General features: G+C 41.5%; 28 protein-coding genes. 11 read left to right on the top strand and 17 right to left on the bottom strand.

Annotation, left to right across the window (positions count from 1 at the left end; translation table 11 throughout):
- The first annotated feature begins 206 nt into the window (after positions 1-206).
- The 6 genes from DBR43_RS15910 (at position 207) to DBR43_RS15885 (ending at position 4,988) form a co-directional block, all read left to right on the top strand.
- The gene (locus DBR43_RS15910) at positions 207-587 is read left to right on the top strand and encodes a DUF1801 domain-containing protein (protein WP_124582528.1); all 381 of its coding nucleotides are present in this window, start codon (positions 207-209) and stop codon (positions 585-587) included.
- Positions 575-1,417, top strand: a complete 843-nt coding sequence (locus DBR43_RS15905; protein WP_124582526.1) for a hypothetical protein — start codon at positions 575-577, stop codon at positions 1,415-1,417. Before DBR43_RS15910 ends, DBR43_RS15905 begins: the two co-directional genes overlap by 13 nt.
- Positions 1,418-2,353, top strand: coding sequence for a tRNA (adenosine(37)-N6)-dimethylallyltransferase MiaA (miaA, locus tag DBR43_RS15900; protein ID WP_124582524.1), 936 nt, complete (start codon positions 1,418-1,420; stop codon positions 2,351-2,353). It begins immediately after the preceding gene.
- A gap of 45 nt (positions 2,354-2,398) precedes the next feature.
- Entirely contained in the window at positions 2,399-2,902 is a 504-nt protein-coding gene (locus tag DBR43_RS15895; protein ID WP_124582522.1) for a hypothetical protein, read from the top strand.
- A 134-nt stretch (positions 2,903-3,036) separates the two neighbouring features.
- Positions 3,037-3,576, top strand: a complete 540-nt coding sequence (locus DBR43_RS15890) for a DUF3347 domain-containing protein (RefSeq protein ID WP_124582520.1) — start codon at positions 3,037-3,039, stop codon at positions 3,574-3,576.
- Between the two features lie 125 nt (positions 3,577-3,701).
- Entirely contained in the window at positions 3,702-4,988 is a 1,287-nt protein-coding gene (locus tag DBR43_RS15885) for a citrate synthase (protein ID WP_124582518.1), read from the top strand.
- 102 nt (positions 4,989-5,090) lie between these two features.
- Here DBR43_RS15885 and DBR43_RS15880 read toward each other — a convergent pair whose 3' ends face one another.
- From DBR43_RS15880 to DBR43_RS15845, 8 genes are all read right to left on the bottom strand, one after another.
- On the bottom strand, positions 5,091-5,747 hold the full coding sequence (locus DBR43_RS15880; protein ID WP_124582516.1) for an IPT/TIG domain-containing protein: 657 nt from the start codon (positions 5,745-5,747) through the stop codon (positions 5,091-5,093).
- Positions 5,748-5,753: 6 nt separating this feature from the next.
- Positions 5,754-6,473, bottom strand: coding sequence for a hypothetical protein (locus tag DBR43_RS15875; protein WP_124582514.1), 720 nt, complete (start codon positions 6,471-6,473; stop codon positions 5,754-5,756).
- On the bottom strand, positions 6,470-6,754 hold the full coding sequence (locus tag DBR43_RS15870; protein WP_124582512.1) for a hypothetical protein: 285 nt from the start codon (positions 6,752-6,754) through the stop codon (positions 6,470-6,472). The genes DBR43_RS15875 and DBR43_RS15870 overlap by 4 nt, the downstream gene beginning before the upstream one ends.
- 364 nt (positions 6,755-7,118) lie before the next feature.
- Positions 7,119-8,189: a DUF3667 domain-containing protein gene (locus DBR43_RS15865; RefSeq protein WP_124582511.1), complete on the bottom strand. Its 1,071-nt coding sequence runs from the start codon at positions 8,187-8,189 to the stop codon at positions 7,119-7,121.
- 25 nt (positions 8,190-8,214) lie between these two features.
- Complete coding sequence (locus DBR43_RS15860) at positions 8,215-9,480, bottom strand: nucleoside permease (RefSeq protein WP_124582509.1); 1,266 nt, start codon at positions 9,478-9,480, stop codon at positions 8,215-8,217.
- Positions 9,481-9,627: 147 nt separating this feature from the next.
- Positions 9,628-10,242, bottom strand: coding sequence for a bifunctional nuclease family protein (locus tag DBR43_RS15855; RefSeq protein WP_124582507.1), 615 nt, complete (start codon positions 10,240-10,242; stop codon positions 9,628-9,630).
- Positions 10,243-10,288: 46 nt separating this feature from the next.
- Entirely contained in the window at positions 10,289-11,260 is a 972-nt protein-coding gene (locus DBR43_RS15850) for an electron transfer flavoprotein subunit alpha/FixB family protein (RefSeq protein ID WP_124582505.1), read from the bottom strand.
- A gap of 44 nt (positions 11,261-11,304) precedes the next feature.
- Positions 11,305-12,042, bottom strand: a complete 738-nt coding sequence (locus DBR43_RS15845; protein WP_074604648.1) for an electron transfer flavoprotein subunit beta/FixA family protein — start codon at positions 12,040-12,042, stop codon at positions 11,305-11,307.
- A 45-nt stretch (positions 12,043-12,087) separates the two neighbouring features.
- Between DBR43_RS15845 and DBR43_RS15840 the strand changes: the two genes are divergently transcribed.
- Entirely contained in the window at positions 12,088-12,423 is a 336-nt protein-coding gene (locus DBR43_RS15840; RefSeq protein WP_074604649.1) for a tetratricopeptide repeat protein, read from the top strand.
- An 11-nt stretch (positions 12,424-12,434) separates the two neighbouring features.
- Positions 12,435-13,634 (top strand): chromate efflux transporter, encoded by a 1,200-nt coding sequence (gene chrA, locus DBR43_RS15835; protein ID WP_233602991.1) that lies wholly within the window; start codon positions 12,435-12,437, stop codon positions 13,632-13,634.
- A gap of 9 nt (positions 13,635-13,643) precedes the next feature.
- Here chrA and dnaB read toward each other — a convergent pair whose 3' ends face one another.
- Positions 13,644-15,212 carry a replicative DNA helicase gene (dnaB, locus tag DBR43_RS15830; RefSeq protein ID WP_124582503.1) on the bottom strand — a complete coding sequence of 523 codons (1,569 nt, stop codon included), beginning with the start codon at positions 15,210-15,212 and terminating at the stop codon, positions 13,644-13,646.
- Between the two features lie 209 nt (positions 15,213-15,421).
- Between dnaB and rlmB the strand changes: the two genes are divergently transcribed.
- Positions 15,422-16,189, top strand: coding sequence for a 23S rRNA (guanosine(2251)-2'-O)-methyltransferase RlmB (gene rlmB / locus DBR43_RS15825; protein WP_124582501.1), 768 nt, complete (start codon positions 15,422-15,424; stop codon positions 16,187-16,189).
- Between the two features lie 42 nt (positions 16,190-16,231).
- On the opposite strand, the gene DBR43_RS15820 is transcribed toward rlmB, so the two are convergent.
- The 8 genes from DBR43_RS15820 to DBR43_RS15785 all read right to left on the bottom strand — a co-directional run bounded on the left by DBR43_RS15820 (position 16,232) and on the right by DBR43_RS15785 (position 23,401).
- Positions 16,232-17,608 (bottom strand): hypothetical protein, encoded by a 1,377-nt coding sequence (locus tag DBR43_RS15820; protein ID WP_124582499.1) that lies wholly within the window; start codon positions 17,606-17,608, stop codon positions 16,232-16,234.
- 31 nt (positions 17,609-17,639) lie between these two features.
- Positions 17,640-18,266 (bottom strand): YceI family protein, encoded by a 627-nt coding sequence (locus tag DBR43_RS15815; RefSeq protein ID WP_124582497.1) that lies wholly within the window; start codon positions 18,264-18,266, stop codon positions 17,640-17,642.
- A gap of 121 nt (positions 18,267-18,387) precedes the next feature.
- The gene (locus DBR43_RS15810; RefSeq protein ID WP_124582495.1) at positions 18,388-18,795 is read right to left on the bottom strand and encodes a hypothetical protein; all 408 of its coding nucleotides are present in this window, start codon (positions 18,793-18,795) and stop codon (positions 18,388-18,390) included.
- Between the two features lie 5 nt (positions 18,796-18,800).
- Positions 18,801-19,421, bottom strand: coding sequence for a YceI family protein (locus DBR43_RS15805; RefSeq protein ID WP_124582493.1), 621 nt, complete (start codon positions 19,419-19,421; stop codon positions 18,801-18,803).
- A complete protein-coding gene (locus DBR43_RS15800) occupies positions 19,418-19,813 on the bottom strand; it encodes a hypothetical protein (RefSeq protein ID WP_124582491.1) in 396 nt (131 codons plus the stop codon). The genes DBR43_RS15805 and DBR43_RS15800 overlap by 4 nt, the downstream gene beginning before the upstream one ends.
- 143 nt (positions 19,814-19,956) lie before the next feature.
- Positions 19,957-21,228, bottom strand: coding sequence for an Hsp70 family protein (locus DBR43_RS15795; protein WP_124582489.1), 1,272 nt, complete (start codon positions 21,226-21,228; stop codon positions 19,957-19,959).
- A gap of 101 nt (positions 21,229-21,329) precedes the next feature.
- Positions 21,330-22,421, bottom strand: a complete 1,092-nt coding sequence (locus DBR43_RS15790; RefSeq protein ID WP_124582487.1) for a mannose-1-phosphate guanylyltransferase — start codon at positions 22,419-22,421, stop codon at positions 21,330-21,332.
- A gap of 14 nt (positions 22,422-22,435) precedes the next feature.
- Positions 22,436-23,401 (bottom strand): SIS domain-containing protein, encoded by a 966-nt coding sequence (locus tag DBR43_RS15785; RefSeq protein WP_124582485.1) that lies wholly within the window; start codon positions 23,399-23,401, stop codon positions 22,436-22,438.
- An 89-nt stretch (positions 23,402-23,490) separates the two neighbouring features.
- Between DBR43_RS15785 and recQ the strand changes: the two genes are divergently transcribed.
- On the top strand, positions 23,491-25,680 hold the full coding sequence (recQ, locus tag DBR43_RS15780; RefSeq protein WP_124582483.1) for a DNA helicase RecQ: 2,190 nt from the start codon (positions 23,491-23,493) through the stop codon (positions 25,678-25,680).
- 15 nt (positions 25,681-25,695) lie between these two features.
- Positions 25,696-26,511, top strand: a complete 816-nt coding sequence (gene kdsA / locus DBR43_RS15775) for a 3-deoxy-8-phosphooctulonate synthase (protein ID WP_124582481.1) — start codon at positions 25,696-25,698, stop codon at positions 26,509-26,511.
- Positions 26,512-26,525: the final 14 nt, after the last annotated feature.

The raw sequence follows: 26,525 nt of genomic DNA, 5'->3' as shown, positions 1-26,525 counted from the left end.
CTGATACGTCCGTGGGACGTTCCAGTTAACTGTGACGGTCGAACAAGGACCGAAGGAGAACAGGATAGGGCTTAGACGATCTTCATCTTTCCCTTATTTTCTGTATTTTTACTCCATTGCTTCAGGAAGCCCTGATTTTATTTTTTCTGTTGAGGAGTGCTAAACAATATCTGAAAAAACCTGTTATTCAAATAAAACTTATGCTCATGAAAACGGATTTTGTAGAAATATTTCAAACGATCAGGGCGGCATTACAGCCTTATGCAACTTTAGGATTTAGTAACCGCGTGAATAGTGAAACCGTATACGAGTTGTGGAGTGATAAAAATGTAGTGATCGAAGGCCGTAAAAGAACAGAAGTGTTTTTTGCCAGCGTGGTCATTCAGAAGGGGCATGTTGGATTTTACTACATGCCTGTGTATGCGGAACCTGATATGAAAAAGGTTTTTGATCCGAAGTTGTTGAAGCTATTAAAAGGAAAATCCTGCTTTCATATTAAAAAGCTGGATGAAGAACTTTTGTCGATGATCGAAAGTGCATTGGCAGAGGGATATAAATTATATAAGGAAAAGGATTGGGTAGCATAACAGCAGACTGGCAATTGGATTTTTTTGCCGCATTGGAAGAAAAGGGCATTACCTTTAAAGAAGACAGCCGGCAAACGCTGGTTTTGCTGGATAAAGGGCAGGTAGCAGTCAACTTGGTTTCTTTACAAAGGGATATTGATCCTGAAAAGCTGATCGCTCTTCAAACGGATTATCAAAAGAAAAACATTTACCTCGTTCATTTATGGGAAGACATCTGGAAAACCAGACGACATCAGGTATTGGGCAGAATCGGTTCTATTCTCGGATTAAATAAAACACTTCACGGGCGTAAAGCAAAGGTGCTCGTGATCAATCAGGCAGAGGCTGATCATTTTCTCCGGGAGAACCATTTGCAAGCCTCAGCAAAAGCTAAATATAAATTCGCCTTACATATAGATGGTGAGATGGTCGCTGTGGCTTTATTCAGCGGCGGAAGACCGATGAACAGGATTGGCCCGGATTATCGCTCCTATGAACTGGTCCGCTTTGCCAGCCTCATTGGTTTTACGGTTACCGGTGGTTTCAGTAAACTGCTAAAATACTTTATTAACCTGGTCCATCCGAATGACCTGATGAGTTATGCCGACAAAGACTGGTCTTTGGGGAATGCCTACGATTTATCAGGCTTTAAACTTGTGAAAGAATCTCCGGCTGTAGCCATCTGGCTGAACCGAACATCGTTCAAAAGGACATTTACGCATCGGTTGCCGGCAGCGCTTCTGGCCGGGATGAAAGAACTGAATAAGGAAGAACAGGAAGAATACCTTCTGGAAAATGATTATATACCGGTTTTTAATACCGGAAATTTAAAATACATATTATACTTGTAAATGGAGCAGGAATACCCACTATTGGTCGTGTTAGGCCCTACAGCATCCGGAAAAACGAAACTCGCAGTACGGTTGGCTGAGGCGCTTCAGGGAGAACTGATCAGCGCAGACAGCAGACAGGTATTCAAAGATATGGACATTGGTACGGGAAAAGACCTGAAGGAATACGAACTGAATGGTCAGCAGATTCCTTATCACCTGATCAACATCCGGGAAGCCGGAGGGAAATACAACGTAAATGAGTTCAAAGAAGATTTTTACCGTGTCTTTGAAGATTTGAATACCAGGAAAGTACTGCCCATCCTTTGCGGTGGAACAGGAATGTATATGCACAGTATCTTTCAGGACCATGAGTACACGGCCATTCCCGTAAACGAGCCGCTGAGGGGAGATTTAAGATTAAAGGACATTGAAGGTTTAAGAACGATTCTGAAAAGCTATCCTTCGGAGCTGACGCAACATGCAGACCTGTCTTCCTTCAAGAGGCTGATTCGTGCCATAGAGATTGCAGAATATTTAAGTCATCATGAACTGATCGCTGTAAAGAGGCCTTTGATCAAGCCATTTGTAGTAGGGCTGACTTCCGATGTGAGTCTGCGCAGGAAGAAAATCCTTCGCAGAATGGAAGCGAGACTGGATGAGGGGATGATCGGGGAAGTTAAAGGCTTGCTGGATAATGGAGTGGATCCTGAAGTGCTTACTTTTTATGGACTGGAATATAAATTTATCGTTGCTTATCTGTCCGGAAAGCTGGATTACACTGAACTAAAACTACAGCTGGGAATAGCGATATGTCAGTTTGCAAAACGTCAAATGACCTTTTTTAGAAAAATGGAAAAGGATGGGGTAGAGATTCACTGGTTTGATACTGATCAGGATTCCGATCGGTTATTTAAGGAGGTGATGGAGGCTTATATCCGCTGGAAGACCTCTTAAACGGCATAAATGAGTCCATGGCATGCATTTTGTAAAGATCATGGTATGAAAAAGTCTACAACCTTTATGGCTTCAGCAGTAGCTGCGGTAGCCTTATTTTTAAGTACGGATGTTAATGCGCAAAAACTCGGTGTAGGTGTTAATTTAGGTGTTCCAACCAGCGACGGTTACAGTTTCGCAATTGGTGCCGATGCAAGAATGCAATTTGACGTTTCCAAACAGGTGTCTATTCCGGTAACCACGGGTTACACACACTTTATTGGCAAAACAATTAACAATATAGATATCCCTGATTACGGATATATTCCATTGAAAGGTGGTGTAAAGGTATTTTTTGATCCCAGCGGATCTGGCCTTTATGGTATGGCAGAGGTCGGTGCAGCCTTTGGGGTGACTAAAAACTCTGGCACATCCTTCCTTTATTCTCCTGCAATAGGTTATGCCTGGAGTAATGGCCTGGACCTTGGTGTAAAGTACGAAGGTTTGCCTAAAGATGGTTTGAACACGGGGCAGGTGGCATTACGTCTGGCTTATGGCTTTAAATTATAGGTCTGGAAAAGACTTAATTACACTAAGCCTCCGATTTTTTCGGGGGCTTTTTTATTTATTTAAATTTAAAATGGTAATTTAACCAAAAAACAGAATATCATAGATCTGTTATTCATAAAAACTAATACACTTATATGAAAAGATACCTCGCTGTAGCAGCAATTATGATTGCTACATCCTGTACAAACACTAATCAAAAAGTGGCTTTAAGCGCAGACAGCACTGCTAAAAGCAAAGAAGCCGAAACGGCGACGGTTAGTGTTCAGCTCAAAGATGCCAGTGTACAGTCCATTTACAATGGCTATATCTCTTTAAAGAATGCGCTGGTCAGCTCAAAGTTTGAAGATGCCCAAAAAACAGCAGCCGTCCTTAAAACCAGTCTGGCCGGTTATAAGGGATGTGAAAATACCGCGGTTACTGCGGGGAAAATTGCCGCTGCTAAAGATCTTGCTGCCCAAAGAAAAGATTTTACTGCCCTTAGTTCCGATTTGATTGCCTTGTTTAAACATGCGGATATTGAAAAAGGAGCCATTTACGTTCAGCATTGTCCAATGGCAAATAACGGAAATGGAGGCGACTGGCTGGCTTCAGAAAAGAAAATCCAGAATCCATACTATGGAGATGAAATGATGGAATGTGGTGCGGTTCTCGAAGAACTAAAACCTGCCAAATAGAATCTCGGATTCTTACTTGGATTTGACTCACATTTAATAATTATTTAACAGCTTTGTTATAGCTGATTAAAGGCTAATCAAAATGGATTAGTTAGTTTTGTTTATTATAAATTTAAGATATATATATGTCAGATATTGCAGAAATTAAGATTGACGGAAAAGTCTATGAATTTCCCGTTATTACAGGTACCGAAGGGGAGAAGTCTATAGATATTTCAAAGCTTAGAGATTTAACAGGTCACATTACCTTAGACCTTGGTTACAAAAATACGGGATCCACAAAAAGTGCAATTACCTTTTTAGATGGTGAAAAAGGAATTTTAAAATACCGCGGTTACCCAATCGAGGTGCTTGCAGAAAAATCAACCTTTCTGGAAGTTGCCTACCTGCTTATATATGGCGATTTACCTAAACAAGAACAACTTGATGATTTTCAGGCTTCAATCAGTCGTCATACACTGATTCATGAAGACATGAAGAAGTTTTTGGATGGATATCCTTCTAAATCTCATCCAATGGCGCAACTGGCTTCTTTGGTGTGTTCATTGTCAACATTCTATCCGGAATCTTTAAATGCAAATTCTGCTCCGGAAACGATGGACCTGACCATGATCAAATTATTGGCGAAGTTCCCAACCATTGTATCTTTCATTTATAAAAAATCATTAGGTCATCCACTGATCTATCCAAAAAATAAATACGACTACGTTAGCAATTTCCTAAACATGATCTTCGGTCAGCGTACAGAAGAAGTGGAAATTGATCCGGTAGTTGTGAAAGCAATGAATACTTTACTGATCCTTCATGCTGATCATGAGCAGAACTGCTCTGCTTCAACTGTAAGAATGGTCGGTTCTTCGGATTGTAACCTTTACGCATCAGTTTCTGCAGGTATTGCTGCACTTTGGGGCCCGCTTCATGGTGGTGCAAACCAGGCTGTAATCGAAATGCTGGAAAGAATTAAAGAAGATGGCGGAGATACAGAGAAATGGATCAACAAAGCAAAAGATAAAAACGATCCTTTCCGTATGATGGGCTTTGGTCACCGTGTTTATAAAAACTTTGATCCAAGAGCAAAAATCATCAAGAAAGCTTGTGATGAGATCCTGGAGAAATTAGGTATCAATGATCCTGTTTTGGAAATTGCCAAAAAACTGGAAGAAACTGCATTAAGCGATCCTTACTTTGTAGAACGTAAATTGTATCCTAACGTAGATTTCTACTCAGGAATCATTTACAGAGCTTTAGGTTTCCCTACAGATATGTTCACAGTACTGTTTGCCTTAGGCCGTCTGCCAGGATGGATTGCACAATGGAAAGAAATGCATGAGAATAAAGAACCTATCGGTCGTCCACGTCAGGTGTACGTAGGTCATACCAACAGAGACTTTACAGACATCAGCGAAAGATAATCTCTGATAAGGAGTCATAATAAAAAAGCGACCGGGTAAAANNTTTTACCCGGTCGCTTTTTTGTTTCCTAATGATTTTATAAGCCTTTAATTACAGCGTTTTTACTGTATAGCTATTGGTTTTGAAGGATCTAATTTTGCTGAATTCTTAAGCGTCTGGCCAAATGCCGTTACCAGATAGAAACGTCCGGTTACCGCATTTTTTGGTACTATAACTTTTATCGTTTCATGGTTTGCATAAGTAATTACGCCGGATATAACCGACTCCTTTGCTCCAGGAAATACAACAAGATTTTTATTCATATCAGCATTAAAATACTCGCCGGAAATTGTAATTTCTTGTCCTTCTTTGGCTATTTCCGGGGAAAAGGATTGTATTTTAGGATAGGTGTTTGAAAAGAAAACTCCCTCCAGGTCATAACCATTAGTCAGTATTTTTACTTTGGCTACTTTTGTCGTATCGTTGAATACCAGCTCATTAGCATACGGAAGTACCAAACCTACACTTACAGGAGTTGGTTGTATCCGGATGCCGTTTATCGTTACGGTAATGTCTTTAGCAGATTGGCCTAAATTTTTGCCATGTACGGTTGCTTCAGGCCTGCCAGCGTAGTACTTTGGCGTAATGCTGTCGATAATTGGCACCAAAACCATAATGTCCTTATCTTTTGTACAGGAACCGAAAATTGTAGTGATTAATAATATGCCAAAAAAGATACCTGTTGTATGAACTAAAATCGATTGTTTTTCATTTTTCATAGCTATTTATCTTAATAAAGTGATGTACAAACTGTAGTCTTTACCTCCGGGATACGAACAATTATACAATCTGAGATTAACCCTGTATGTACCCGTAGGAGCAGGAGTTGGAAAGCTTCCCGAACGATCTATGCCGTCCCAGGAAATCGACCTGCTAACAAATCCGGTGCCACCAAAAACTATCCCACCTTGTCCGGCAGTAGCATCTTCGGAATACATCACCCTATTGTCTGCCGATATTACAGAAAGTTGATATCTATATACATTAATCGGATATTGTTCTCCATATGGGTTACGCGCAGCATCTGCTACAACCCAGAGGTCATTAACTCCGTCTCCGTTAGGGGTAATTATATTTGTAATCCATACGTTTGGCTCGCCAATTAAAGCACCGCCAACGACAACATCTTTTCTTGCAAACATATTTGTGTTGAGGTCCAGAACTGTCACAGTGTAAGTCGTTAGACTTGACGGTTGAGGATTAATTGTATAATTGGGAGTACTGTTTGAAATTACACTTGCAGTATTACTGCTATATATATACATGTAGTTTCCGGAACCGCCTGAAGCATTAACTTCAATTGTTCTGGCTCCACAATTTGCAGCACCATTCTGACCTCCGGGACTAACGGACAAGACGATTTGGGCTTTTGCTAAGTTTATTGTTACCAGCAGGAGCAATGTGATAACGAAGGGCTTTAAATTTAGAGAGCTGATATTTTTCATTTTTCTATCCCTTTAAAGTTATTCATCAATTGACTTTTTTGGATATTGAATTTTTTACGTAAAACAGGATTACTTTCGTACTGTGCTAAAAACCTGGTTATCGCAGTATCATTCTCAATCCCTTCCAGGACTTTAAAATCAGCATTGATGTTAATTAATTCTACTTTTTTTTGACTGGTTTGAGCAGGTTGGTCTTGAACAAGATCGTCTTTCTTACAGGACTGTATGAGAAGAGCAGTGCAGCAGACCAGAAGAAATGAGAGTTTCGTTAATTGTTTCATATAATATACTTCCTTTTAATGATGTAATAATGTATTACTAATATAGTTATTTGATTTAACTTTTAAAATACATAAGTATATTATTGAAAATAAATAGGACTATAATTGAAATACAGCAATTTTTAAAGAAATATCAGGCTGTTATTTTAATATATTTTTCTTCTGTTTTATGAAGGGAGGAATTCGTTCCCATTGAAATTATTTTTTTTGTACCGTTTCAGGCAAATGAATCTAATTTACCGATGGCGCTAAATTCAGTTGCTCTGAGGATTCGATAAAGACGGTAACGGGCGTATGTTGTATATAAAAAGAGCAGAAAAAATATACACTTTTTCTGCTCTTTTTACCAATATATTTATCTTCTCTACATCATAACTACTGAAAAAGCAATTCCGATCAGAAAAGTGATAGAAACCAAAATGGTATAACCCAGCAAAAGGAAGAAGATCTTAAAAACAGTGATCCGTCGGCTACTGTTATAAAAGGTTCTTAAAGAACGGTAGATATACCAAACAATGTAAAAGAAACATGCTCCCCGCATAAAACCAGTTGCATCATAAACGAAGCCTGAGAGCCAGCTAAGAAATATCGTAATCAATATACTTAGAAATAATGCCGAATGGAGGTGAAAAGAAAAGATCAGATGTTCGTAATAGTATTTCTTTTTACGGATATATATCAGCTTTAATAGTAATGCGAATAAAGGGAGCAGGAGGAACATCATCTTTGGGAGATTGTGAAGAAAATCCTCCAACACCTTTTTCCCTACACCATCGGGATAGTCTTTAAGCTCTATATTTTTTTTAACGATATAGTTCTCAATGAAACCGTCGCGCTTCGATTTTGGCAGACTTCTCTGCTGCTTTTCATAATCCTCTACCGTAGCAAATCCTCCTCGCATCATGCTATCCATTTCAAAAAAGGCTACTTCTGATTCTTGCCCCGCTCTGCGTTTTTTTGCATTTTTATTAATATCGCTAATGATGCTGTCTTTCAACCTTCCTGAAACCGGAACACGGGAAATGCCTTCTTTAAGTATGGTCATGCCATTTTTCTGAAGACTGTCTTTTTTCAGTGTTTCTTCCTTTGTTTCCGGAGCAACCTTCACATGTTTTTTTACTTTGTGGCCACCACTAAGGATCACCAGGAAGAAGACGATACTCACAAAAATATACAAACGGATAGGGTGGATGAACTTGACCCTTTTACCGTCCACATATTGTTGGGTAAGCCATCCCGGTTTTACCAGAAGCGGCTTTATCGTGCCGAAAAACTTCGACTCAAAATGGAAATAATCAGCTGTGGCATGAACGATCATGTGTAACGCATCTTCTTCAACGATGATGTTTTCCTGTCCGCAATGCGAACAGAAATGATCTTCAACGGTATGGCCGCAGTTTAAACAGTTTTTTTCTTTACGATATCTACCTGACATATAATATGGAGAGTTTTAAAAGCGTTTAGTGGTTCATCGCCTCAATGGCTTTTGCTTCTGCCTTGTTATGCTTGTATTTGAAAACAAAAGGGAATATAACAGCTAAAACCAACGTATAGGCAGCGAAAGTAAGCCAGATGTGATGCCAGTCTTTACTTTGATCCGGATTGGTAAAGAAGTGTTGTATGATGTACCCACTTGCAAAACTTCCAAAAAGTGCACCGAAACCATTTACCATCATCATAAATAAGCCCTGGGCGCTACCTCTGATTGTTTCATCGATCTGCGTTTCCACGAATAGGGAACCAGATATATTGAAGAAATCGAAAGCCATTCCATAGATAATACAAGATAAAATGATCATCCATAAACCGCCAGCCGGATCAGCAAAGGCAAAAAGACCAAAGCGCAATACCCAGGCAATCATACTGAACAACATCACATATTTTATCCCAAATTTCCGCAGGAAGAAGGGGATGGCCAGGATAAACAAGGTCTCCGAGATTTGGGAAATAGACATGATCACTGCCGGATACTTTACCGCAAGCAGATCCTGATATTCAGGAACATTTTTGAAATCATGAAGAAAAGTATCGCCATAGGCATTGGTTAGCTGTAATGCTGCACCTAAAAACATGGAGAAAAAGAAAAATACAGCAAATTTACGTTCTTTGAACAGCGTAAATGCCCTTAATCCCAAAGCGTCAACGAAGGATTTTGTGGCAATCTTATTGGCTAAAGGAGGGCATTTTGGAAGTGTGAATGCATATAAACCCAGTGCCAGAGAAACTGCCGATGCGATATAGAACTGATTAGAAGAAGCTTCGTTTCCAGTAAGACTTACTACCCATAGTGCGGCGATAAAACCTATTGTTCCCCAGATCCGGATGGGTGGGTAATCTTTCACTACGTCTTTATTGCTGCTTTTTAATGCAGAATAAGCCACCGTGATGGATAGGGAAAGGGTAGGCATATAGAAAATCATATTCAGGAGGATGACCCAAAAGAAAATGGAAGGGTCGGTTACCATAGGCAAGGTGAAAAGCACTATAGCCCCCAGAATGTGTAGTACGCCATATAATTTTTCCGCATTGACAAAACGATCAGAAATGATTCCCGTAAGTGCCGGCATGAAGATTGACGAAATTCCCATTGTTGAGAATATGGCCCCGAATTCAGCACCGGACCATTTTTTGTTTTGAAACCAATATACGCCGATGGTAATTAGCCATGATCCCCAAATGAAAAACTGCAGGAAATTCATCACAGTTAAGCGAAACTTAACATTCATAATAATAGTTTAGTTTGATTTTGAATTGAAGCTGAATATATCACTATTTTAAAACAATATATAGAATGAGTTGAAATAGTTTGAAATAAGTAGTCAAAAATTTGTTGTATACAGCTTTTTAAGTAAAATAGTATGGAGATAGTGGTGTTATGCAGAATTTCTTTTGCTCAGCTCATCGCGTATTCTGGCCGCTTTCTCATAAGCTTCTTCGGCAATTGCCTCCTGAAGTTTTTGATTTAATTCCTCAACGCTGAGGGATTTATAATTAGTACCCGGAATAGAGGCACCAATGTCTTCAGCGCCCTGATCTTTTGGAATATTGTCCATATTCTCCAGAAACAGAAAATCATTGCCTTCGATAACGATACCTGCAGAAGAAAGAATAAATTCGTAAGTGTAGATGGTGGCATTAAAGCGGACCGCCAATGCAATGGCATCGGATGTTCTCGCGTCAATTTCCTGGATACTTTCGCCGTCAGTACAAATCAGCTTCGCAAAGAAAACACCTTCTACCAGATTGTAGATCAGGATTTCTGTGATTTGCACGTTGTAGGTCTGGGCGAAGGTTTTAAACAGATCATGAGTTAATGGACGGCTAGGGACCATTTTCTCAATTTCTATGGCAATAGCCTGTGCTTCAAACGCACCAATAATAATCGGTAAACGCCTTCTGCCATTTACTTCACCAAGAACCAGAGCATAAGCTCCTGATTGGGTTTGGCTATAGGACAAACCAATAATGTCGAGTTTTACTTTTTTCATATTAAATAATACCCGGCCAAAACAAGGGCTTCAGCCGGGTATTCAATTAACCTTTATGTGCTTTTAAAGCTTCAATTAATTTAGGGACTACCACGAAGGCGTCACCAACGATTCCGTAGTCAGCAACCTTAAAGAAAGGAGCTTCAGGATCAATATTGATCACTACAATGACTTTCGAAGAACTTACTCCGGCTAAATGCTGGATCGCTCCTGAAATACCGATTGCAATGTATAAGTTCGGACTGATGGCAATTCCTGTCTGACCAACGTGCTCAGAATGAGGTCTCCAGTCTGCATCAGATACCGGTTTAGAACAAGCAGTGGCTGCACCTAACAGGTTAGCCAGTTCCTCGATCATCCCCCAGTTGTCAGGGCTTTTCAAACCTCTTCCGGCCGAAACCACCAGTTCTGCATCAGGCAGGGAAACTTTATTTGTTGCCCTTACGATTTCCTTAACGATTGCCGTGAAATCTGTTGCTTTGATTTCCGGGCTGAAAGCTTCAACCGTTGCTTCAACTGCAGATTCCTTTACGCCAAAAGCATTTGGGTTTAAAGCAATCACTTTAATGGCTGAAGTCAATTCAGTAATGGCAAAAGCTTTACCAGAGAAAGCTGTTTTCTTTACCAAGAACTGACCTCCATCTAATTTAGGCAATTCTACTGCACCGTCTACCAATCCTGCTTCCAGTTTTACCGCAACACGTGGTGCCAAACCTTTTCCGGAGAAAGAGTTAGACAAAACAACTACTGCTGCGCTTTCTTTTTTCGCTGCTTCGGCAATTACCGAGGCATAAGCCTGATTAACGAAGTTTTTTAACTGGTCGTTCGAAACATTTAAAACTTTAGAAGCTCCGTATTTACCAAGTTCTTTAAGTTCGGCTTCTCCAACATTACCAATAGATATTGCGGTTAAGCTACTTCCTTGTATATCTGCAATGGCTTTTGCATAAGATACTGCTTCGAAAACAGATTTCTTAAACTTACCATCGACTTGTTCTACATATACTAAAACTGACATAAGATCTTTATTAAATAATTTTTTTAAACTGTGAAATAGAAAGCTTAGATAACCTTAGCTTCTGAATGTAAAAGGCCGATTAACTTTTCTGTTTCATCTGCAGGAACCAATTTAACGGCTCCACGCGGAGGAGGAGTGTCAAACTGTTGTACTTTTGATATTTGTGCTATTTCTTTAGCTTCAACAACCTGCAGAGGTTTAGATCTTGCAGACATGATGCCTCTCATATTTGGAATGGTTGCAACAGCGGTTCCTTCTGCACAACTTGCAATAAATTTGCCGCTTACAGAAACGACTTCTTTACCGCCTTCAATTTCACGTTCAATGGTTGCAGTAGTTCCATCATAATCTAATTTCTTAATGATAGAAATAGAAGGGATGTCTAAAAATTCGCCAACCATTGCAGCTACCTGTGATCCGTTGTAATCAATGGATTCACGACCGCAAAGGATCATGTCATAATCAGTGGTTTTCGCGTATTCGGCGATCTGATAAGCCGTGAAATAGGCATCTCTTGGTTCTGCATTGATTCTGACCGCATCATCTGCTCCGATGGCAAGTGCTTTTCTTATGGTTGGTTCTGTGACGCTTTCTCCAACATTGATAACGGTAACGGTTCCTTTACCACCGGCACACAGCTCAATTGCTCTTGATAAGGCAATTTCATCATATGGATTCACGATAAATGAAACGCCTGATGTATTGAATTGTGTATTATCGTTAGTAAAAGTTATTTTTGTCGTTGTGTCGGGCACATTACTGATACAAACTAATATTTTCATAAAATTGTCTTTTTGCAAATCTAATTAAAAAAGCAGGGAATTAAAATGCAAAGTACCCGATTAGCAAAGTTATTGGAGTTTTTATCCAATGATCCTAATGATCCATTCGTTCTATACGCTTTAGCAACGGAATACAACAACTCAAATGACACAGAAAAGGCTTTTGAGTATTACCTGAAACTCACCACGGATCATCCGGATTATGTAGGTACTTATTACCACCTTGGTAAATTGTATGAAAAACAGGGACAGAAAGAGGCGGCACTTCCTGTGTACCAAAAGGGAATGGCAGAAGCCAGAAATAAAAGAGATATGCATGCCTTTTCTGAGTTACAGGGGGCTTATAATTCTGCGGCAGGTTTAGATTACGAGGACGATTAACCTTTATTCAATTGAGCAAAAGACAGCTGCTATTTATCAGGGATGTGTTCTTGTTTACGTTTACCGCTTTTGGTGGTGCACAGGCACATCTGTCCTTATTGTTAAAGTACTTCGTGAAAAATGTCCCCTATATTTCTGAAGAAGAATTGCTGGAGCTGAATGCCCTGGCCCAGGTCTTACCCGGGCCGGCATCTACCCAAACACTGGTGGGGATTGGCTATAAGGTAGGAGGGCTGAAGCTGGCCATCATTACCTTCCTGATCTGGATCATTCCCTCTGCGGCAGTGATGACTTTTGCCGCCATCAGTTTTGCCAAATGGGACCAAAAGCAAAAGTTCAGTACGATCCTGGAATACATGCAGCCTATTGCCCTTGGAATTGTCGCTTTTGGTGCATTTAATCTGGGCAAAAGAGTGCTGGTTTCCCAGCTGACCATGTTCCTGGCAGGTGCTGCGGTGATCGTGACACTGGTGCTCCGGAATGCTTATGTGTTTCCGATTGCCATTTTAATCGGAGGGATGATCTCTTCGGCTATTGGAACGCCGAAAGAAGAAAGCGAGCTCCGGGTGAAATTATTCTCTAACATCAACCCTAGAAAACTAATCTATTTTAGCAGTGTCTTGTTGGTGTTTTCCCTGTTGGGGGCCATCATCAACAGAACTTCTCCTTTCAGTTTACCGATCAGGCTGTTCGAAAATTTTTACAGAAACGGAATTCTTATTTTTGGCGGCGGACAGGTGCTGGTGCCTTTGATGTTTACCGAATTTGTGGAAATGAAGCATTACCTGAATGGTCCAAGCTTCCTTTCCGGTTTTGCACTTCAGCAGGCATTACCGGGACCGACTTTCTCTTTTACGAGTTATGTGGGTGCTTTAAGCATGAAAACTTTTGGTTATGGCTTAACAGGTCAGATCCTTGGTGGCTTTGTTGCAGTGATGGGGATCAACCTGCCGGGACTGATTCTTGTCCTCTTTATCGTTCCTTTTTGGGAAGACCTGAAAAAGATTTCCCGTATCAAGTACTCCATGACCGGAATTAATGCGGTCAGCGTAGGTTTTATTATTGCCGCGTTTATCCTTCTGGTGAAGCCTATGGGCTTGAACTTAATGGGGATAGGGGTAATGACCGGTACTTTTTTTGTGCTTAATTTTACCAAAATAAGCCCGCCATTCATTGTGCTGGCGGGAATCTTATTAGGTTATTTCATTTGATCTTTCAGATTAGAACGGTGCATCGTCATCGTTCATGTCATCCATTCTGGATGGCTTGATGATGACATTGCCTGCCGGCCTGTCAAAGTCCTGGGAAGGTTGCATGCCAGCACTTGGGCTCTCCATTGAGAAGGAAGTTGGTGCCGAGAAGTTTTCCTCCAAATCGGCAAACTTAACGTATTTACCGATAAAGCGTAGGGGCACGATTCCGGTTTCACCGTTACGGTGTTTCGCAATAATTACCTCACCAATACCTGCCTGTGAACGTCCTTGCTCATCTTCTGTGATCCCGTAATATTCCGGTCTGTATAAGAAGAGCACCATATCCGCATCCTGCTCAATGGAACCTGATTCACGTAAATCCGATAGCATCGGGCGTTTACCGTTTTGTCCGGGTCTGCTCTCTACCGCACGACTCAACTGAGAGAGTGCCAGTACAGGAACGTTTAATTCTTTGGCTACAGATTTCAGGGCCCTGGAGATACTACCAATTTCCTGCTCCCTGTTTCCACCGCCACCTTCACCTTTACCATGCATCAGCTGCAAGTAATCGATGATGATTAATTGTAAGTCGTATTGTGATTTTAACCTTCTGCATTTTGCCCTGAACTCAAAGATATTTAAAGCCGGGGTATCGTCAATTAATAATGGTGCTTCTGTTAAAGTGCCTATTTTGCTATGGAGTTGTTGCCATTCCCACTCTGCAAGGTTTCCTTTTCTGATCTTTTCCTGCTCAATTTCCGTTTCTCCGGAAATCAAACGATTCACCAACTGTACTGAGGACATCTCCAGGGAGAATACCACTACTGCACGTTTAAAATCTACTGCGGCATTTCTGGCGCAGGTCAGTACGAATGCGGTTTTTCCCATCGCCGGACGCGCCGCGATGATCACCAGATCTGAAGGCTGCCATCCACCGGTAATCCGGTCGAGGTCTGTAAATCCCGAAGGTACCCCGGTTAATCCATCACTCTTTCCACGAAGTTCCTCTAAAGTGGCCAGGGATTGCTTTACAATCTCGTCCATCTTTTGGGTATCCCTGCGCAGGTTGTTCTGGGCAATATCAAACAGGTTCTTTTCTGCATGGTCCAGCAAGTCGAAAATATCTGTGGTATCCTCGTAAGCATTCTGAATAATTTCCGAAGAGATCCTGATGAGCTCCCGCTGAATGTATTTCTGAGAAATGATCCGGGCATGGTATTCTATGTTTGCTGCCGAAGCAACCCTGTTGGTCAGGTTGGTAATGTAGTAAGCACCGCCTACCATTTCCAGCTGTCCCAGGTTTCTAAGTTCTGAGGTTACGGTTAAGATATCTACCGGCTTTGATTTCTGGAACAATAATGCGATGGCTTCAAAAATCTTTTTGTGCGCTTCCGCATAAAACACTTCTGGTTTTAAGATGTCAATTACCGTAGAAAGGGCATCTTTTTCCAACATCAAAGCACCAAGGACTGCTTCTTCAAGGTCTAATGCCTGAGGTGGTATCTTTCCCATGGTGTTCATGGAATTGCTCAACCTGTTCTTTCTGGCAGTGAAGCTTGCTTTATCTTGTCCCTGATTTCCGTTATCATTACTCATAGGCACAAAAATAGGCAAAAATTAGGTCCTTTGCTTAATTCTTTTATGAACATTTGAAAACATCAAATACCGGAATTCCGGTATCATCCTGCTAATTCGAACTTATTTTCCAACAGAACTATGTGGATAAGACGGACTTAGCCCGACAAAAAAATAGGTTTCCTTTAATCGTAATATTTCAGCTATTTTTGCGCTTCAATTTAAGAAAGATGGAAAATTCCAGGAGAGCCCCGAGAGCTAAAGAAAATAATGAATTCGTATTTGGTATACGTGCTGTAATAGAAGCAATTAAAGCTGCTAAAGATATTGAGAGTATTTATGTTCAGCGGGGATTGTCAGGGGACCTGATGCTGGAGTTGAAAGCCCTTTTAAAAGAGGTAGATGCACCGATTCACAATGTGCCGGTAGAGAAATTAAACCGGATGACACAGAAAAATCACCAGGGCGTGATTGCGGTAATTTCTTCCATCACTTTCCAGAAAATTGAAGACATCATTCCGGCGGTTTATGAAAAAGGAGAAACACCTTTGATCCTGATTCTGGATGGCATCACTGATGTGCGCAACATGGGGGCGATTGCCAGAACGGCTGCATGTGCAGGTGTTCACGCCATAGTTGTACCTACAAAAAATTCGGCTCAGATCAATGCAGATGCGATCAAAACTTCTGCAGGTGCATTGTTTACGATTCCGGTTTGCAGACACCCTAACCTGCATAAAACCGCCTTGTTTTTACAGGACTGCGGCTTGCAGATTGTAGCTTGTACGGAAAAAACAAATGATTTGATTTATGCACCTGACTATACGGTGCCTACCGCAATTGTAATGGGAGCGGAGGATGAAGGAATCTCTAATGAGATCATGAGAATGGCAAACCATCTTGCCAAAATTCCAATGATCGGAGAAATCAGCTCATTGAATGTTTCGGTTTCTGCCGGAGTAATTCTTTACGAAGCCATCAGACAACGTCAGTTGTAATCTAATAAGGGCTGTCTTTTTGGACAGCCCCAATATTTTGCTTTAAAATCCGACTACAGCTTCCAGTACGAAGCCATTGAATTTTCCGCCTGAGCGGAGGTCAGCAGTTGGGAAATCTTTATATTTCTGCTGTACATATTCTCCTTTCATCATGATGTTTTTAGTTAAAAACCAACCTGCAGCAGCGGCAATGCGGTCGATTTTTACATCTGCATTGTAAACAACCGGGCCCGCTCCGGTGCCGGTGGCGTTATTGGCCAGTCTGGCAGAAACGGTATTGTATTTCAGGCCAACAAACAGGTTCTCTTTATTTCCAAAACGGTACACACCATCAATGGAGAATTGTTTGGCATCTCTGCTACCGGTTTCTTTTGCAGTTCTTCCTGAGGCCAGTTCGTAAGTTCCAAATAGTTCTGCACCTTTCACTTTCAGGAATGCATTGAACATGAAGGTATTGACCTTTTTTGTGAAACCTGGATTGAAACGCCCTGAAAAGGCCATCGCAGTAGATTCTGCTATGGTATTTGGCTCCATCACATATTGATAGTTGGAACCGGTACGGTCGCCTCCAAAGAGGGTATTGGCTCCGCCTCCCTGATTGCCATAATAGGATCCGCTTACTCTGACCCTAAGATCCGGGTTCAGCTGTTTATCAAAACCACCTTTTAGCAGTATGGAAGGAGATTTGGTATAATCTTTATCCGGATTGGCAGCAGCAGTAAGAGAGTCTATATTTCCTTTGATCATTCCGCTGCTCATTCCGGCTAATCCGAAAAACCCGTTCTTTCTCAGCATTACCTGGCCTCCGATCTCCGTTGCGAAGCCATCCATAATGTTGTTTTCCATAAATGGGTTATAGATCGTATGGCCGCCATCACTTCTGCGGAAATGCACATCGCCATAATCAAGTTCATAATGACCAACCTTAATCGTTGCGATTTTCATGAGCTCCTCCCAAAGCTGTCCTTTGAAGGGAAGTTTGTCGAACTGAATGTAACCACCTTTCACCCAAACCTCATTGTGGTGTCTTGAGGAAAGATAAGTGGTGATGTTCAACCTGATTCCATCCGCCAGCTGAACATCCATAAACAGATTGGCCTGTGCAGTCATAAAGCCGGGGGTAATGCTTCTTAACCTGTTTCCCGGAGTGCCGACCGCTCCAATGTTATTATTTAAAGCGCCAGGATTTTTATGTTTGAGGCTTTGGAACTGTTGCGTAAAACCTGCGCCAAACTTGAGTTTAAGGCCGTCAAAAAGGGTCGTGGTATCTTTGGGATCTTCAAATACATTGATACCGGTTTTGTCATATGGTCTGAGGTTGTCTATTTTCTGAAACTGGGCTTTGCTGAGTGTCGGTATAAAACAAACCCACATTAACGCAATTATCGGTATGAACAGTGGGGAATTTTTAGTTTTCATGATCGTAGTATAAGTGTGAAATTTTAATAGACTATTTTTTAAAATGAAGTGTAAATGAGATGGCGAGTTCGTTGCCCACTTTCATGGCACCAAGCATAAAACTGGGCGGCTGGATGCCATAATCGGTTAGTTTGATGTTTTCCTGACCACTGCACACGATGGTATTGTCGGATTTGACTTCTCCGTTTACCTGCAGGCTGATGACTTTGGAAACCCCGGCAATGGTCAGGCTGCCTGTGGCGTTCACAGAGAACTTATTTTTCTGCTGGGGGGTAACTGTTGCTTCGCGGAGCTTAAAGCTGATCTGAGGAAAGGCATCAGCCTTAATGGCTTTATAAGTCCGGTTATTCATGGAGGTGCTTTCGCTCTTCAGGTTTTTGGCATTTACGCTGAAGTTTAATGAAGTCAGGCTTTTTGGGACGTTTTCCTCAGCTGTGAATGCAGCAAAGCTGGCCTCGCATACCGGGTTTTCTGCGGTCATTGTCCAGTCGTGAACATTTGACTTTCCGGAAACCTTTACCAGGTTGTCCTTTGAACCATTGAGTTTGTAGTTAACCTGTGCCTGCAGGTTGCCGGCGAAGAGAACGCTGCTGAAAATCAGTAAAAGCAGGTATTTAAACGGGCGGGATAGATGGGCGGGATACAGGATCGTTTTCATAATGTATTGATTAATTTGTTTAACCAAAATTACCGACCTGTATCTTGTCTTCTGATGATGTTAAGCACCGGAAAGCATGACATTCATCATCTTAATTGTGCGGATTAAAAAAAGGAAAAGCTCAGGGATTGAGCTTCGCAAACAGTGTTCCTGCAATGACGGCCTGAAAAAATCCATAGAGGAACCAGCTGAGCACCATAAAGAAGGTGATGTCCAGTGAACTGAAGGTGATCCACATGACGGGCAGTAAGGAAACCATGGCGTATACAAAACCGAATTCCAGACCCCTGAGTACAAAGTGTCCCTGGAAAAGCCCTTTAAAGCGGTCCCAGAACCAGGATAAGGCAAAGCTGATGATAAAGGCATGCATGTAGAAGAAAACATCCCGGTTCCCGTCCGAATTGAAAAGCGGGTTGTTGTAATCCATAAATAAAACAGGAAAAAGCCTGATTCCAATATAGAGTCCGCCATAGCATAGGGTAAACAATATGGCTCCGGCAATTAGTCCGGAAAGGATAATTCTCTTCATTTTATTCAGTTTAAAGTTTTTATGTTGAGGACAAATTCTACATTCAGCTCATTGTTGGTTTTGATCATCCCCCCTAATTTTCTTGGCGGACTGATGTTGAAGTCTGAGAAATTTACCTGTTTTGTTCCGATTAGTTTTAGATTTCCATTGCCGGTCATGGTGTATTTATAGTCTACTTCAAAATGTTTGACTATCCCGGCGAGTTCAATGGTTACGGCTCCTTTTATCGCCTCTTCCCGATTGTAGAGGTCTGGATATTTACTCAGGTTCAGGAATTTAATAATGATCTTAGGGTAGACTTTCGCTTTCAGCGTTTTTCTCAGGTCGTTGGTCATGACCGCATGTTTACAGTCGAATTTTTGGACATCAAGGGCCATGGAGCCACTGATTTTCAGGGGGCCGTTTTTGTTCTCTTTATAGCAGATTAAGGTGTCAGGTTGTACATATTCCGGCACAATACAACTGAATTTGTTGATGTTGGTGCTGCCGTTAACTTTCAGCGTACATTCTTTGGTTAAAATCCACTTCACCGGATCTGCATGGCTGGGTTTAAATGCGAATGAGGGCAGCAGGATTAAAAGCAGCAACAAGGATGGCCTGATCAGAGGGCCGCTGGAAGAATTCATTTGGAAAAAGAACTGTTCACAATTGAAAGGTCGAAAATTCCTTTTCTTTCTGTCTGGAAGGCTTTCAGTAGTTTTTCAATTTTTAGCTTTAGGCTGATGTGATCGGCCAGAAAACTGAAGGCTATCTTTTTTTCTGAGGCGACCACGAGTACGCCCAGGACATTGATGAACTTACGGACATCATTTTTCAGGTGTTCGTAGCTGTCTCTTAACTGATCCAGTCGTTCTGTAAAAACATCCTTCTCCGGCGATTGGATTGCCGTTTTGTGCAGCTTGATTAAGAATCCCATCTCAGGTTCAAAAAAATCCAGGTCTGTCAACCATTGTTTCCCGATCAGGTAAAGTTCCTGCAATTCGGTGTTCAGTTCATTTTCTTCTATTGATGTTGTCATGGCTAAGAAATAATAAGTAAATTTTGGATTATTATTTCTTTGTTTGATTGACCGGGATCAGTCTTTAAGGTGATGTTCATCACCTTTGAAATGGAAGGGTATAAAATATTGGGGCCGCCCTTTCAGGCAACCCCACAGGCTATTTAGGCTTCTTCGAATAAGTATCCGCTATAGGCCAGTCCTTTGGCTACGCTGATAAAGTTATCTCCTGAATTTACGGGAACGCCCGGAAATTTGGTGTTAAACAGGGTTTTAACCGCTGCCACGAGCGAAGTTCCGCCAGTGAGGAACAAACTGTCGATTTCTTCTGATTTGATCTGGTGTTTAAGGATAAATTCATCCAGGTAGATGCTGATTTTTCTCAGGTCTTTCTGAATGATGGTATTGTATTGATCAATGGATACCTGCTCATCGATCTCTATTTCCATCTTTTTATACACAAAAGGAGAATCATCAGTTTTTGACAACTGTACTTTTGTTTTTTCAATAGATTGAAAAAGAGAATAGCCGAGATTGTGATCTGTCAGCGTAATCAGGTTTTTTAGTTTCGGGTTCTGTTTTGAATAATGGTAATAATTCTGAAGGTCATTCCTTACCCTTAATCCGTTAAAGAAGTTCATTTGTTCCCAGGAACAGATGTTACTGAAATAGGAGTTTGGAACGGTTAACATTTTGCCGGGTGCGGCTTCGTAGAGGGTATCTTTTCCGAAATGAGGGGTTCCGCGGTCCCACATAAACGAAGAGTCAAAGCTATCGCCACCGATATAAATACCGCCCGTTGCCAGGATGTCGTTTCTACGGTCCTTGCTGCCCACTTTTTCAGGATCAAGGATGAGGTAGGTAAAATCTGTTGTACCTCCACCTAAATCTGCAACGAGTACTTTTTCTTTTTTAGTAATGGTTTTCTCATAGGCAAAGGCTGCTCCGATGGGTTCAAACTGGAACCTGATCTCGGTAAAACCTGCGCTTTCTGCTGCTTTATTTAAGCGTTTCTGTGCAAGTGCATCTTTGCTCGTACTGTCGTCGTCGAAGAAAACAGGTCTGCCAATGATCGCTTTCTGACAATCATATCCGATGATCTTGTCTGCTTTCAGTTTTAAGTCCCTTAAAATTAAAGTCACCAGGTCTGAAGCATTGTATTTTTTATTGTAGACACGGGTTTCAATAAAACTGCTTCTCGGCAAAATCCTTTTGATGGATTTCATAAACCGGCCTTTCATTCCATCTTTCAGGTAGGCAGTAATGGCATCTTCGCCCACAAAATGGCTTACAGGCTCTGCGGCACTAAGCTCATTCTGGAAATATAAAATGGAGGGAACGGTAATCGTATCGATGATTTCTTTTTTTTCATCATCATAGATCGATAGGGCAGAATTGGTTGTTCCAAAGTCAATTCCGTATAAATACTTAGTCATTGTAAAGAGAAATTTTGAGGCAACGAAAAATGTTAAAACAATACATCCGGATTTTAGCATTTGCCAGAATCCGGATGTATAAAAAAAAGGTAAACGACTGGTTATATATACTTTGTGCCGAATTTAGATTTTACATCGGCCACAATCTGTTTAATGTTTTGTTCTTCCGTTCTTGGGCAGATCATCAGGGTGTTATTGGACTCTACCACGATATAGTCATGCAATCCCTGAAGGATCACGAGTTTGTCTTTAGGGACATTTACCATGCAGTTTGAAGAGTCGAACATCATTACTTTCTCTGCAGGAATTACCGCATTGCCCACATAGTCGTGCTCGGCGATGTCGTAAATGGAAGCCCATGTGCCCAGGTCTGACCAGCCAAAATCGGCAGGCAGAACATACACATTATCGGCTTTTTCCATGATTCCAAAATCTATAGAGATATTGGTGCACTGCTGATAAGCCACGCCAATGAACTCCGTTTCATTACTGGTGTTGTATATCGGGTTTCCCTGAAGAAAGATCTCATGCATCTCCGGAAGGTGCTTGGCGAAAGCTTTAGTGATGGACTTGGCCGACCAGATAAAGATCCCCGCGTTCCATAGGAAATCTCCGCTCTGAACAAATGATTTTGCAAGTTCAAGGTTTGGTTTTTCCGTGAAAATTTTAACCTTATGGATCTGATCGTCTGTCTTTAGCGTGTTTTCTACATACTGGATATAGCCGTATCCTGTGTCCGGTCTGCTGGGCTTGATGCCCAGTGTAATCAGGCAGTCGTTTTCGGATGCGGCTTTTAAAGATTGTTCAATCGCTGCAATGAAAGCATCCTGATTGGTAATGGTGTGGTCTGAAGGTGCTACGACGATGGTCGCATCCGGATTCAGGTTAAGAATTTTCATGGAACCATAGGAGATACATGGTGCCGTATTGCGCATGATAGGTTCAGCAAGAATCTGGTTTTCTGCTAAATCGGGCAGCTGCTCTTTAACGATATCGGTATAAATCTCATTGGTCACGACAAAAATGTTTTCCGGCGGACAAATCCTGAGGAAACGTTCATAAGTGCTTTGAATGAGTGTTTTACCAATGCCAAAAAAATCAATGAACTGTTTGGGATATTCTGTTCTGCTCACCGGCCAGAATCGGCTGCCAACGCCACCGGCCATGATTAGTGCGTAATTATTTTTATTCATGCTAAACTAAATTCTTAAATTATGCCTTCCTGAAGAAGGTCGTGTAAATGTATCATCCCAAAATAAGCACCGGCATCAGTCACCAATAACTGTGTAATGTTGTTTTCTTTAATCATTTCCAGTGCATTAATGGCCAGGAGCTCTTTTTCAATGGTTTTAGGATGGTGATTCATCAAATCACTCGCTTTAATGTCGGCTAAATTAGTATGTTTTTCTAACATTCTCCTGATATCTCCGTCAGTAATGATGCCTAAAATCGTATCCGCCTCAATAACAACGACTGCGCCTAAACGGTTTTGACTAATTTCAATTATGACATCCTTTACAGAAGCTGCAGGAGGGATGCTTGGTTTTTGATTTTTAACAGCGATGTCTCCGGCCTTGAGGTACAGCCGTTTACCTAATGCACCTCCGGGATGGTATCTGCCAAAGTCTTCTTCATTAAAGTTCCTGGCATTCAGCAAACAAATCGCAAGGGCATCGCCCATGGCAAGTTGTGCTGTCGTACTTGTGGTAGGGGCCAGGTTATGCGGACAAGCTTCTTTTTCCACCGTGGTATTCAGGATCAGATCAGCCTGTATGGCAAGCTCTGAATTCAGTTGTCCCACCATTCCGATCATCAGGTTTCCGGATTGCTTTAACAAGGGCGCCAGTACTTTAATTTCCGGGGTGTTTCCACTCTTGGAAATACAGATCACAATGTCGTCTTTCTGGATCATTCCAAGGTCTCCGTGCACCGCATCTGCAGCGTGCATAAATATCGATGGAGTGCCTGTAGAATTGAAAGTTGCAACAATTTTCTGCGCAATAATCGCGCTTTTACCGATTCCTGTCACAATAACACGGCCTTTACATTGCAGAATAAGGTCGATAATTTGGATAAAATCGTCATTTATGTGCTCGATCAGGCCCAAAATTGACTGTGCTTCCAGCTGTAACGTGTTGACTGCGTCCCCGATAATCGTTTTTTTACTTTTCAAACAGAATTAATTAGTATATTGATGCTTTGAATTAGTGCAAAATTATGTTATTTTGAAGTAAAAATAGCACTGAATATTTTATACGCGTAATGGATGTGAAAAAGTCGTTGTTTGATAACTTACAAACCTTTTTTGGTTTTAACAATTTTAAAGGTGATCAGGAGTCTATCATCACTAATGTTCTTGAAGGAAAGAATACGTTTGTTATTATGCCTACAGGTGGAGGGAAATCCATATGTTACCAGTTACCAGCGCTAATGAGCGAAGGTACTGCAATTGTTATATCGCCCCTGATTGCCCTGATGAAAAACCAGGTAGATCAACTGAGGGCTTTCGGCGGAAGCGACAGCATCGCTCACTTTTTAAACTCTTCTTTAAACAAAGCAGAAATTACCCAGGTAAAAAGTGACTTGCTCAGCGGACAAACCAAATTGTTATACGTTGCCCCGGAATCGCTTTCCAAGCAAGACAATATTGAGTTCTTAAAACTGATTAAGATATCCTTTGTGGCGGTCGATGAGGCCCACTGTATTTCTGAATGGGGGCATGACTTCCGTCCGGAATACAGGAAAATCAGACAGGTCATCTGTGGCCTGGGAGATGATATTCCAATTATCGCTTTAACGGCTACCGCAACTCCGAAAGTTCAGCAGGACATCATTAAGAACCTGCAGATGTCGGATGCGACCTTATTTAAGTCGTCCTTTAACAGACCGAACTTATTTTATGAAATCCGCCCGAAAAGAGATGTCATCAAGGAAATGATCAGGTACATCAAGTACAATACCGGGAAATCAGGAATCATTTACTGTCTGAGCCGTAAAAAGGTGGAAGAAGTAGCGGAAGCACTGAACCTGAACGGAATCAAGGCGTTGCCTTACCATGCGGGATTAGAACCTAAGGTAAGGGCCGATACACAGGATAAGTTCCTGATGGAAGACGTGGAAGTCATTGTGGCGACCATCGCTTTCGGTATGGGAATCGATAAACCTGATGTTCGTTTTGTAATCCACCATGACATTCCAAAGAGTATGGAAGGCTATTACCAGGAAACCGGCAGAGCTGGAAGAGATGGTGGTGAAGGGGTATGTATTGCTTTTTACGCACAAAAAGATGTAGATAAGCTGGCAAAGTTCATGAAGGACAAGCCGGTATCTGAACGTGAAATCGGAACGCAGATCCTGAAAGAAGTAATTGACTATGCAGAATCCGGTGTTTGCCGGAGGAAACAGATCCTGCATTACTTTGGAGAAAACTTCAATGAAACAGGCTGTAACTGTATGTGCGACAACTGTAAAAAGCCTAAGAAGCTTTTTGAAGCAGAAGAATCATTGCTGGTATTGTTGAAGCTGATTCAGCGCATAGGAGAGAAGTTTGACGATACACATATCCTGAACATCTTTACCGGCTCCGAAACCGCGCAAACGATTGCTTACGAGCATGGTAAGATTGCGGAATTTGGTCTGGGAATGGTAGAAGGAGAAAACTACTGGAAGTCTTTGGTCCGCCAGTCGGTACTGAACAATTTCCTGTCTAAAGATATTGACAATTACGGCCTTTTAAGGTTAACCAATAACGGAAGAGATTTCATTGAAAATCCATATAGCCTTAAGTTTGTGCTCAACGAGCCGATTGAAAGCGCTGCGGACGACGATGAGGATGATGTTAAACATGGAACAGGAACGCTGGATACGCAATTGCTACAGCTGTTAAAAGACCTTAGAAAGAAAATCGCCAAGCAAAAGAACGTACCGCCATTTGTGGTATTCCAGGATCCTTCATTAGAAGAGATGTGTACGCATTATCCAATCGCAATGGATGAGTTGAAACAGATCTCGGGAGTAGGAAACGGAAAAGCCATGAAATTCGGTTCTCCGTTCATTGAGCTGATCAAAAAATATGTAGATGACAATGATATTGAGCGCCCGATAGACCTGATCATTAAAACTCAGGCCAATAAATCGCAGCTTAAAGTATCCATTATCCAGAATATCGACAGACAGATTGGTCTGGAAGACATTGCCAAATCTAAAGGCATTACTTATTTCGATATCTTAAAAGAGATCGAAGCCATTGTAAATTCAGGCACGAAGCTGAACCTTAATTATTTTGTAGATGAATTGATTGATGAGGACCGTCAGGATGAGGTATTTGATTACTTCCAGTCTGCGGAGAACGATTCTATCGATGAAGCATTAAAAGAATTAGGGGAAACAGATTATTCCCGTGAAGAGATCCAGTTGATGCGGATCAAGTTCATGTCTGAATTAGGTAATTAATACACAAGATACAAAATGATCAATTTCCCATTAGATAATTTAAAACATCAGGATTCCAATAATTTCTTTTTAATGGCCGGACCATGTGCCATTGAAAGTGAGGAGATGGCACTGCGCATTGCAGAGAAAATCATTACCATCACTGATCAACTGAATATCCCTTATATTTTTAAAGGCTCTTACCGTAAGGCAAACCGCTCAAAAGGCGGTTCATTTACAGGAATAGGAGATGAAAAAGCATTGAAGATTCTCGAGAAAGTTGGGAAAACTTTTAACGTGCCAACCGTAACTGATATCCACGAAAGCGGAGAAGCAGCAATGGCAGCGGCTTATGTAGATGTTTTGCAGATTCCAGCATTTCTATGTCGCCAGACAGATTTGCTGATCGCTGCGGCGCATACAGGAAAAGTCGTGAACGTTAAAAAAGGTCAGTTTTTATCGGCCGGATCGATGAAGTTCGCAGTAGAAAAGATTGTAGAATCGGGAAACAACAGGGTCATTTTAACAGATCGCGGAAATACTTTCGGTTATCAGGATTTGATCGTAGATTATCGCGGATTACCGGAAATGCAGGCCTTTGGGGTTCCTGTAGTGATGGATTGTACGCATTCCCTGCAACAGCCGAACCAAAGTTCGGGTGTGACGGGTGGAAAGCCTGAACTGATCGAAACCATTGCCAAGGCTGCAATTGCTGTTGGTGCAGATGGACTTTTTATAGAAACACATCCTGATCCTGCAAATGCAAAATCAGATGGTGCAAATATGTTACACCTGGATTTACTGGAAGATTTACTGGTAAAACTGGTAAGATTAAGGAAAGCGGTAATCTAGTTAGTACAGATGGC

This window comes from Pedobacter sp. KBW06 (assembly GCF_003852525.1).
Lineage (GTDB): Bacteria > Bacteroidota > Bacteroidia > Sphingobacteriales > Sphingobacteriaceae > Pedobacter.
Note: the sequence above shows the minus strand (reverse complement) of the source record. Positions and strands in the feature narration are given on the sequence as shown.

What these genes read in the sequence shown, in the direction of transcription:
- DBR43_RS15910 (WP_124582528.1), top strand. Translation starts at nt 207, where the DNA reads ATGAAAACGGATTTTGTAGAAATATTTCAAACGATCAGGGCGGCATTA.
- miaA (WP_124582524.1), top strand. Translation starts at nt 1,418, where the DNA reads ATGGAGCAGGAATACCCACTATTGGTCGTGTTAGGCCCTACAGCATCC.
- DBR43_RS15895 (WP_124582522.1), top strand. Translation starts at nt 2,399, where the DNA reads ATGAAAAAGTCTACAACCTTTATGGCTTCAGCAGTAGCTGCGGTAGCC.
- DBR43_RS15890 (WP_124582520.1), top strand. Translation starts at nt 3,037, where the DNA reads ATGAAAAGATACCTCGCTGTAGCAGCAATTATGATTGCTACATCCTGT.
- DBR43_RS15885 (WP_124582518.1), top strand. Translation starts at nt 3,702, where the DNA reads ATGTCAGATATTGCAGAAATTAAGATTGACGGAAAAGTCTATGAATTT.
- DBR43_RS15880 (WP_124582516.1), bottom strand. Translation starts at nt 5,747, where the DNA reads ATGAAAAATGAAAAACAATCGATTTTAGTTCATACAACAGGTATCTTT.
- DBR43_RS15875 (WP_124582514.1), bottom strand. Translation starts at nt 6,473, where the DNA reads ATGAAAAATATCAGCTCTCTAAATTTAAAGCCCTTCGTTATCACATTG.
- DBR43_RS15870 (WP_124582512.1), bottom strand. Translation starts at nt 6,754, where the DNA reads ATGAAACAATTAACGAAACTCTCATTTCTTCTGGTCTGCTGCACTGCT.
- DBR43_RS15865 (WP_124582511.1), bottom strand. Translation starts at nt 8,189, where the DNA reads ATGTCAGGTAGATATCGTAAAGAAAAAAACTGTTTAAACTGCGGCCAT.
- DBR43_RS15860 (WP_124582509.1), bottom strand. Translation starts at nt 9,480, where the DNA reads ATGAATGTTAAGTTTCGCTTAACTGTGATGAATTTCCTGCAGTTTTTC.
- DBR43_RS15855 (WP_124582507.1), bottom strand. Translation starts at nt 10,242, where the DNA reads ATGAAAAAAGTAAAACTCGACATTATTGGTTTGTCCTATAGCCAAACC.
- DBR43_RS15850 (WP_124582505.1), bottom strand. Translation starts at nt 11,260, where the DNA reads ATGTCAGTTTTAGTATATGTAGAACAAGTCGATGGTAAGTTTAAGAAA.
- DBR43_RS15845 (WP_074604648.1), bottom strand. Translation starts at nt 12,042, where the DNA reads ATGAAAATATTAGTTTGTATCAGTAATGTGCCCGACACAACGACAAAA.
- DBR43_RS15840 (WP_074604649.1), top strand. Translation starts at nt 12,088, where the DNA reads ATGCAAAGTACCCGATTAGCAAAGTTATTGGAGTTTTTATCCAATGAT.
- dnaB (WP_124582503.1), bottom strand. Translation starts at nt 15,212, where the DNA reads ATGAGTAATGATAACGGAAATCAGGGACAAGATAAAGCAAGCTTCACT.
- rlmB (WP_124582501.1), top strand. Translation starts at nt 15,422, where the DNA reads ATGGAAAATTCCAGGAGAGCCCCGAGAGCTAAAGAAAATAATGAATTC.
- DBR43_RS15820 (WP_124582499.1), bottom strand. Translation starts at nt 17,608, where the DNA reads ATGAAAACTAAAAATTCCCCACTGTTCATACCGATAATTGCGTTAATG.
- DBR43_RS15815 (WP_124582497.1), bottom strand. Translation starts at nt 18,266, where the DNA reads ATGAAAACGATCCTGTATCCCGCCCATCTATCCCGCCCGTTTAAATAC.
- DBR43_RS15810 (WP_124582495.1), bottom strand. Translation starts at nt 18,795, where the DNA reads ATGAAGAGAATTATCCTTTCCGGACTAATTGCCGGAGCCATATTGTTT.
- DBR43_RS15805 (WP_124582493.1), bottom strand. Translation starts at nt 19,421, where the DNA reads ATGAATTCTTCCAGCGGCCCTCTGATCAGGCCATCCTTGTTGCTGCTT.
- DBR43_RS15800 (WP_124582491.1), bottom strand. Translation starts at nt 19,813, where the DNA reads ATGACAACATCAATAGAAGAAAATGAACTGAACACCGAATTGCAGGAA.
- DBR43_RS15795 (WP_124582489.1), bottom strand. Translation starts at nt 21,228, where the DNA reads ATGACTAAGTATTTATACGGAATTGACTTTGGAACAACCAATTCTGCC.
- DBR43_RS15790 (WP_124582487.1), bottom strand. Translation starts at nt 22,421, where the DNA reads ATGAATAAAAATAATTACGCACTAATCATGGCCGGTGGCGTTGGCAGC.
- recQ (WP_124582483.1), top strand. Translation starts at nt 23,491, where the DNA reads ATGGATGTGAAAAAGTCGTTGTTTGATAACTTACAAACCTTTTTTGGT.
- kdsA (WP_124582481.1), top strand. Translation starts at nt 25,696, where the DNA reads ATGATCAATTTCCCATTAGATAATTTAAAACATCAGGATTCCAATAAT.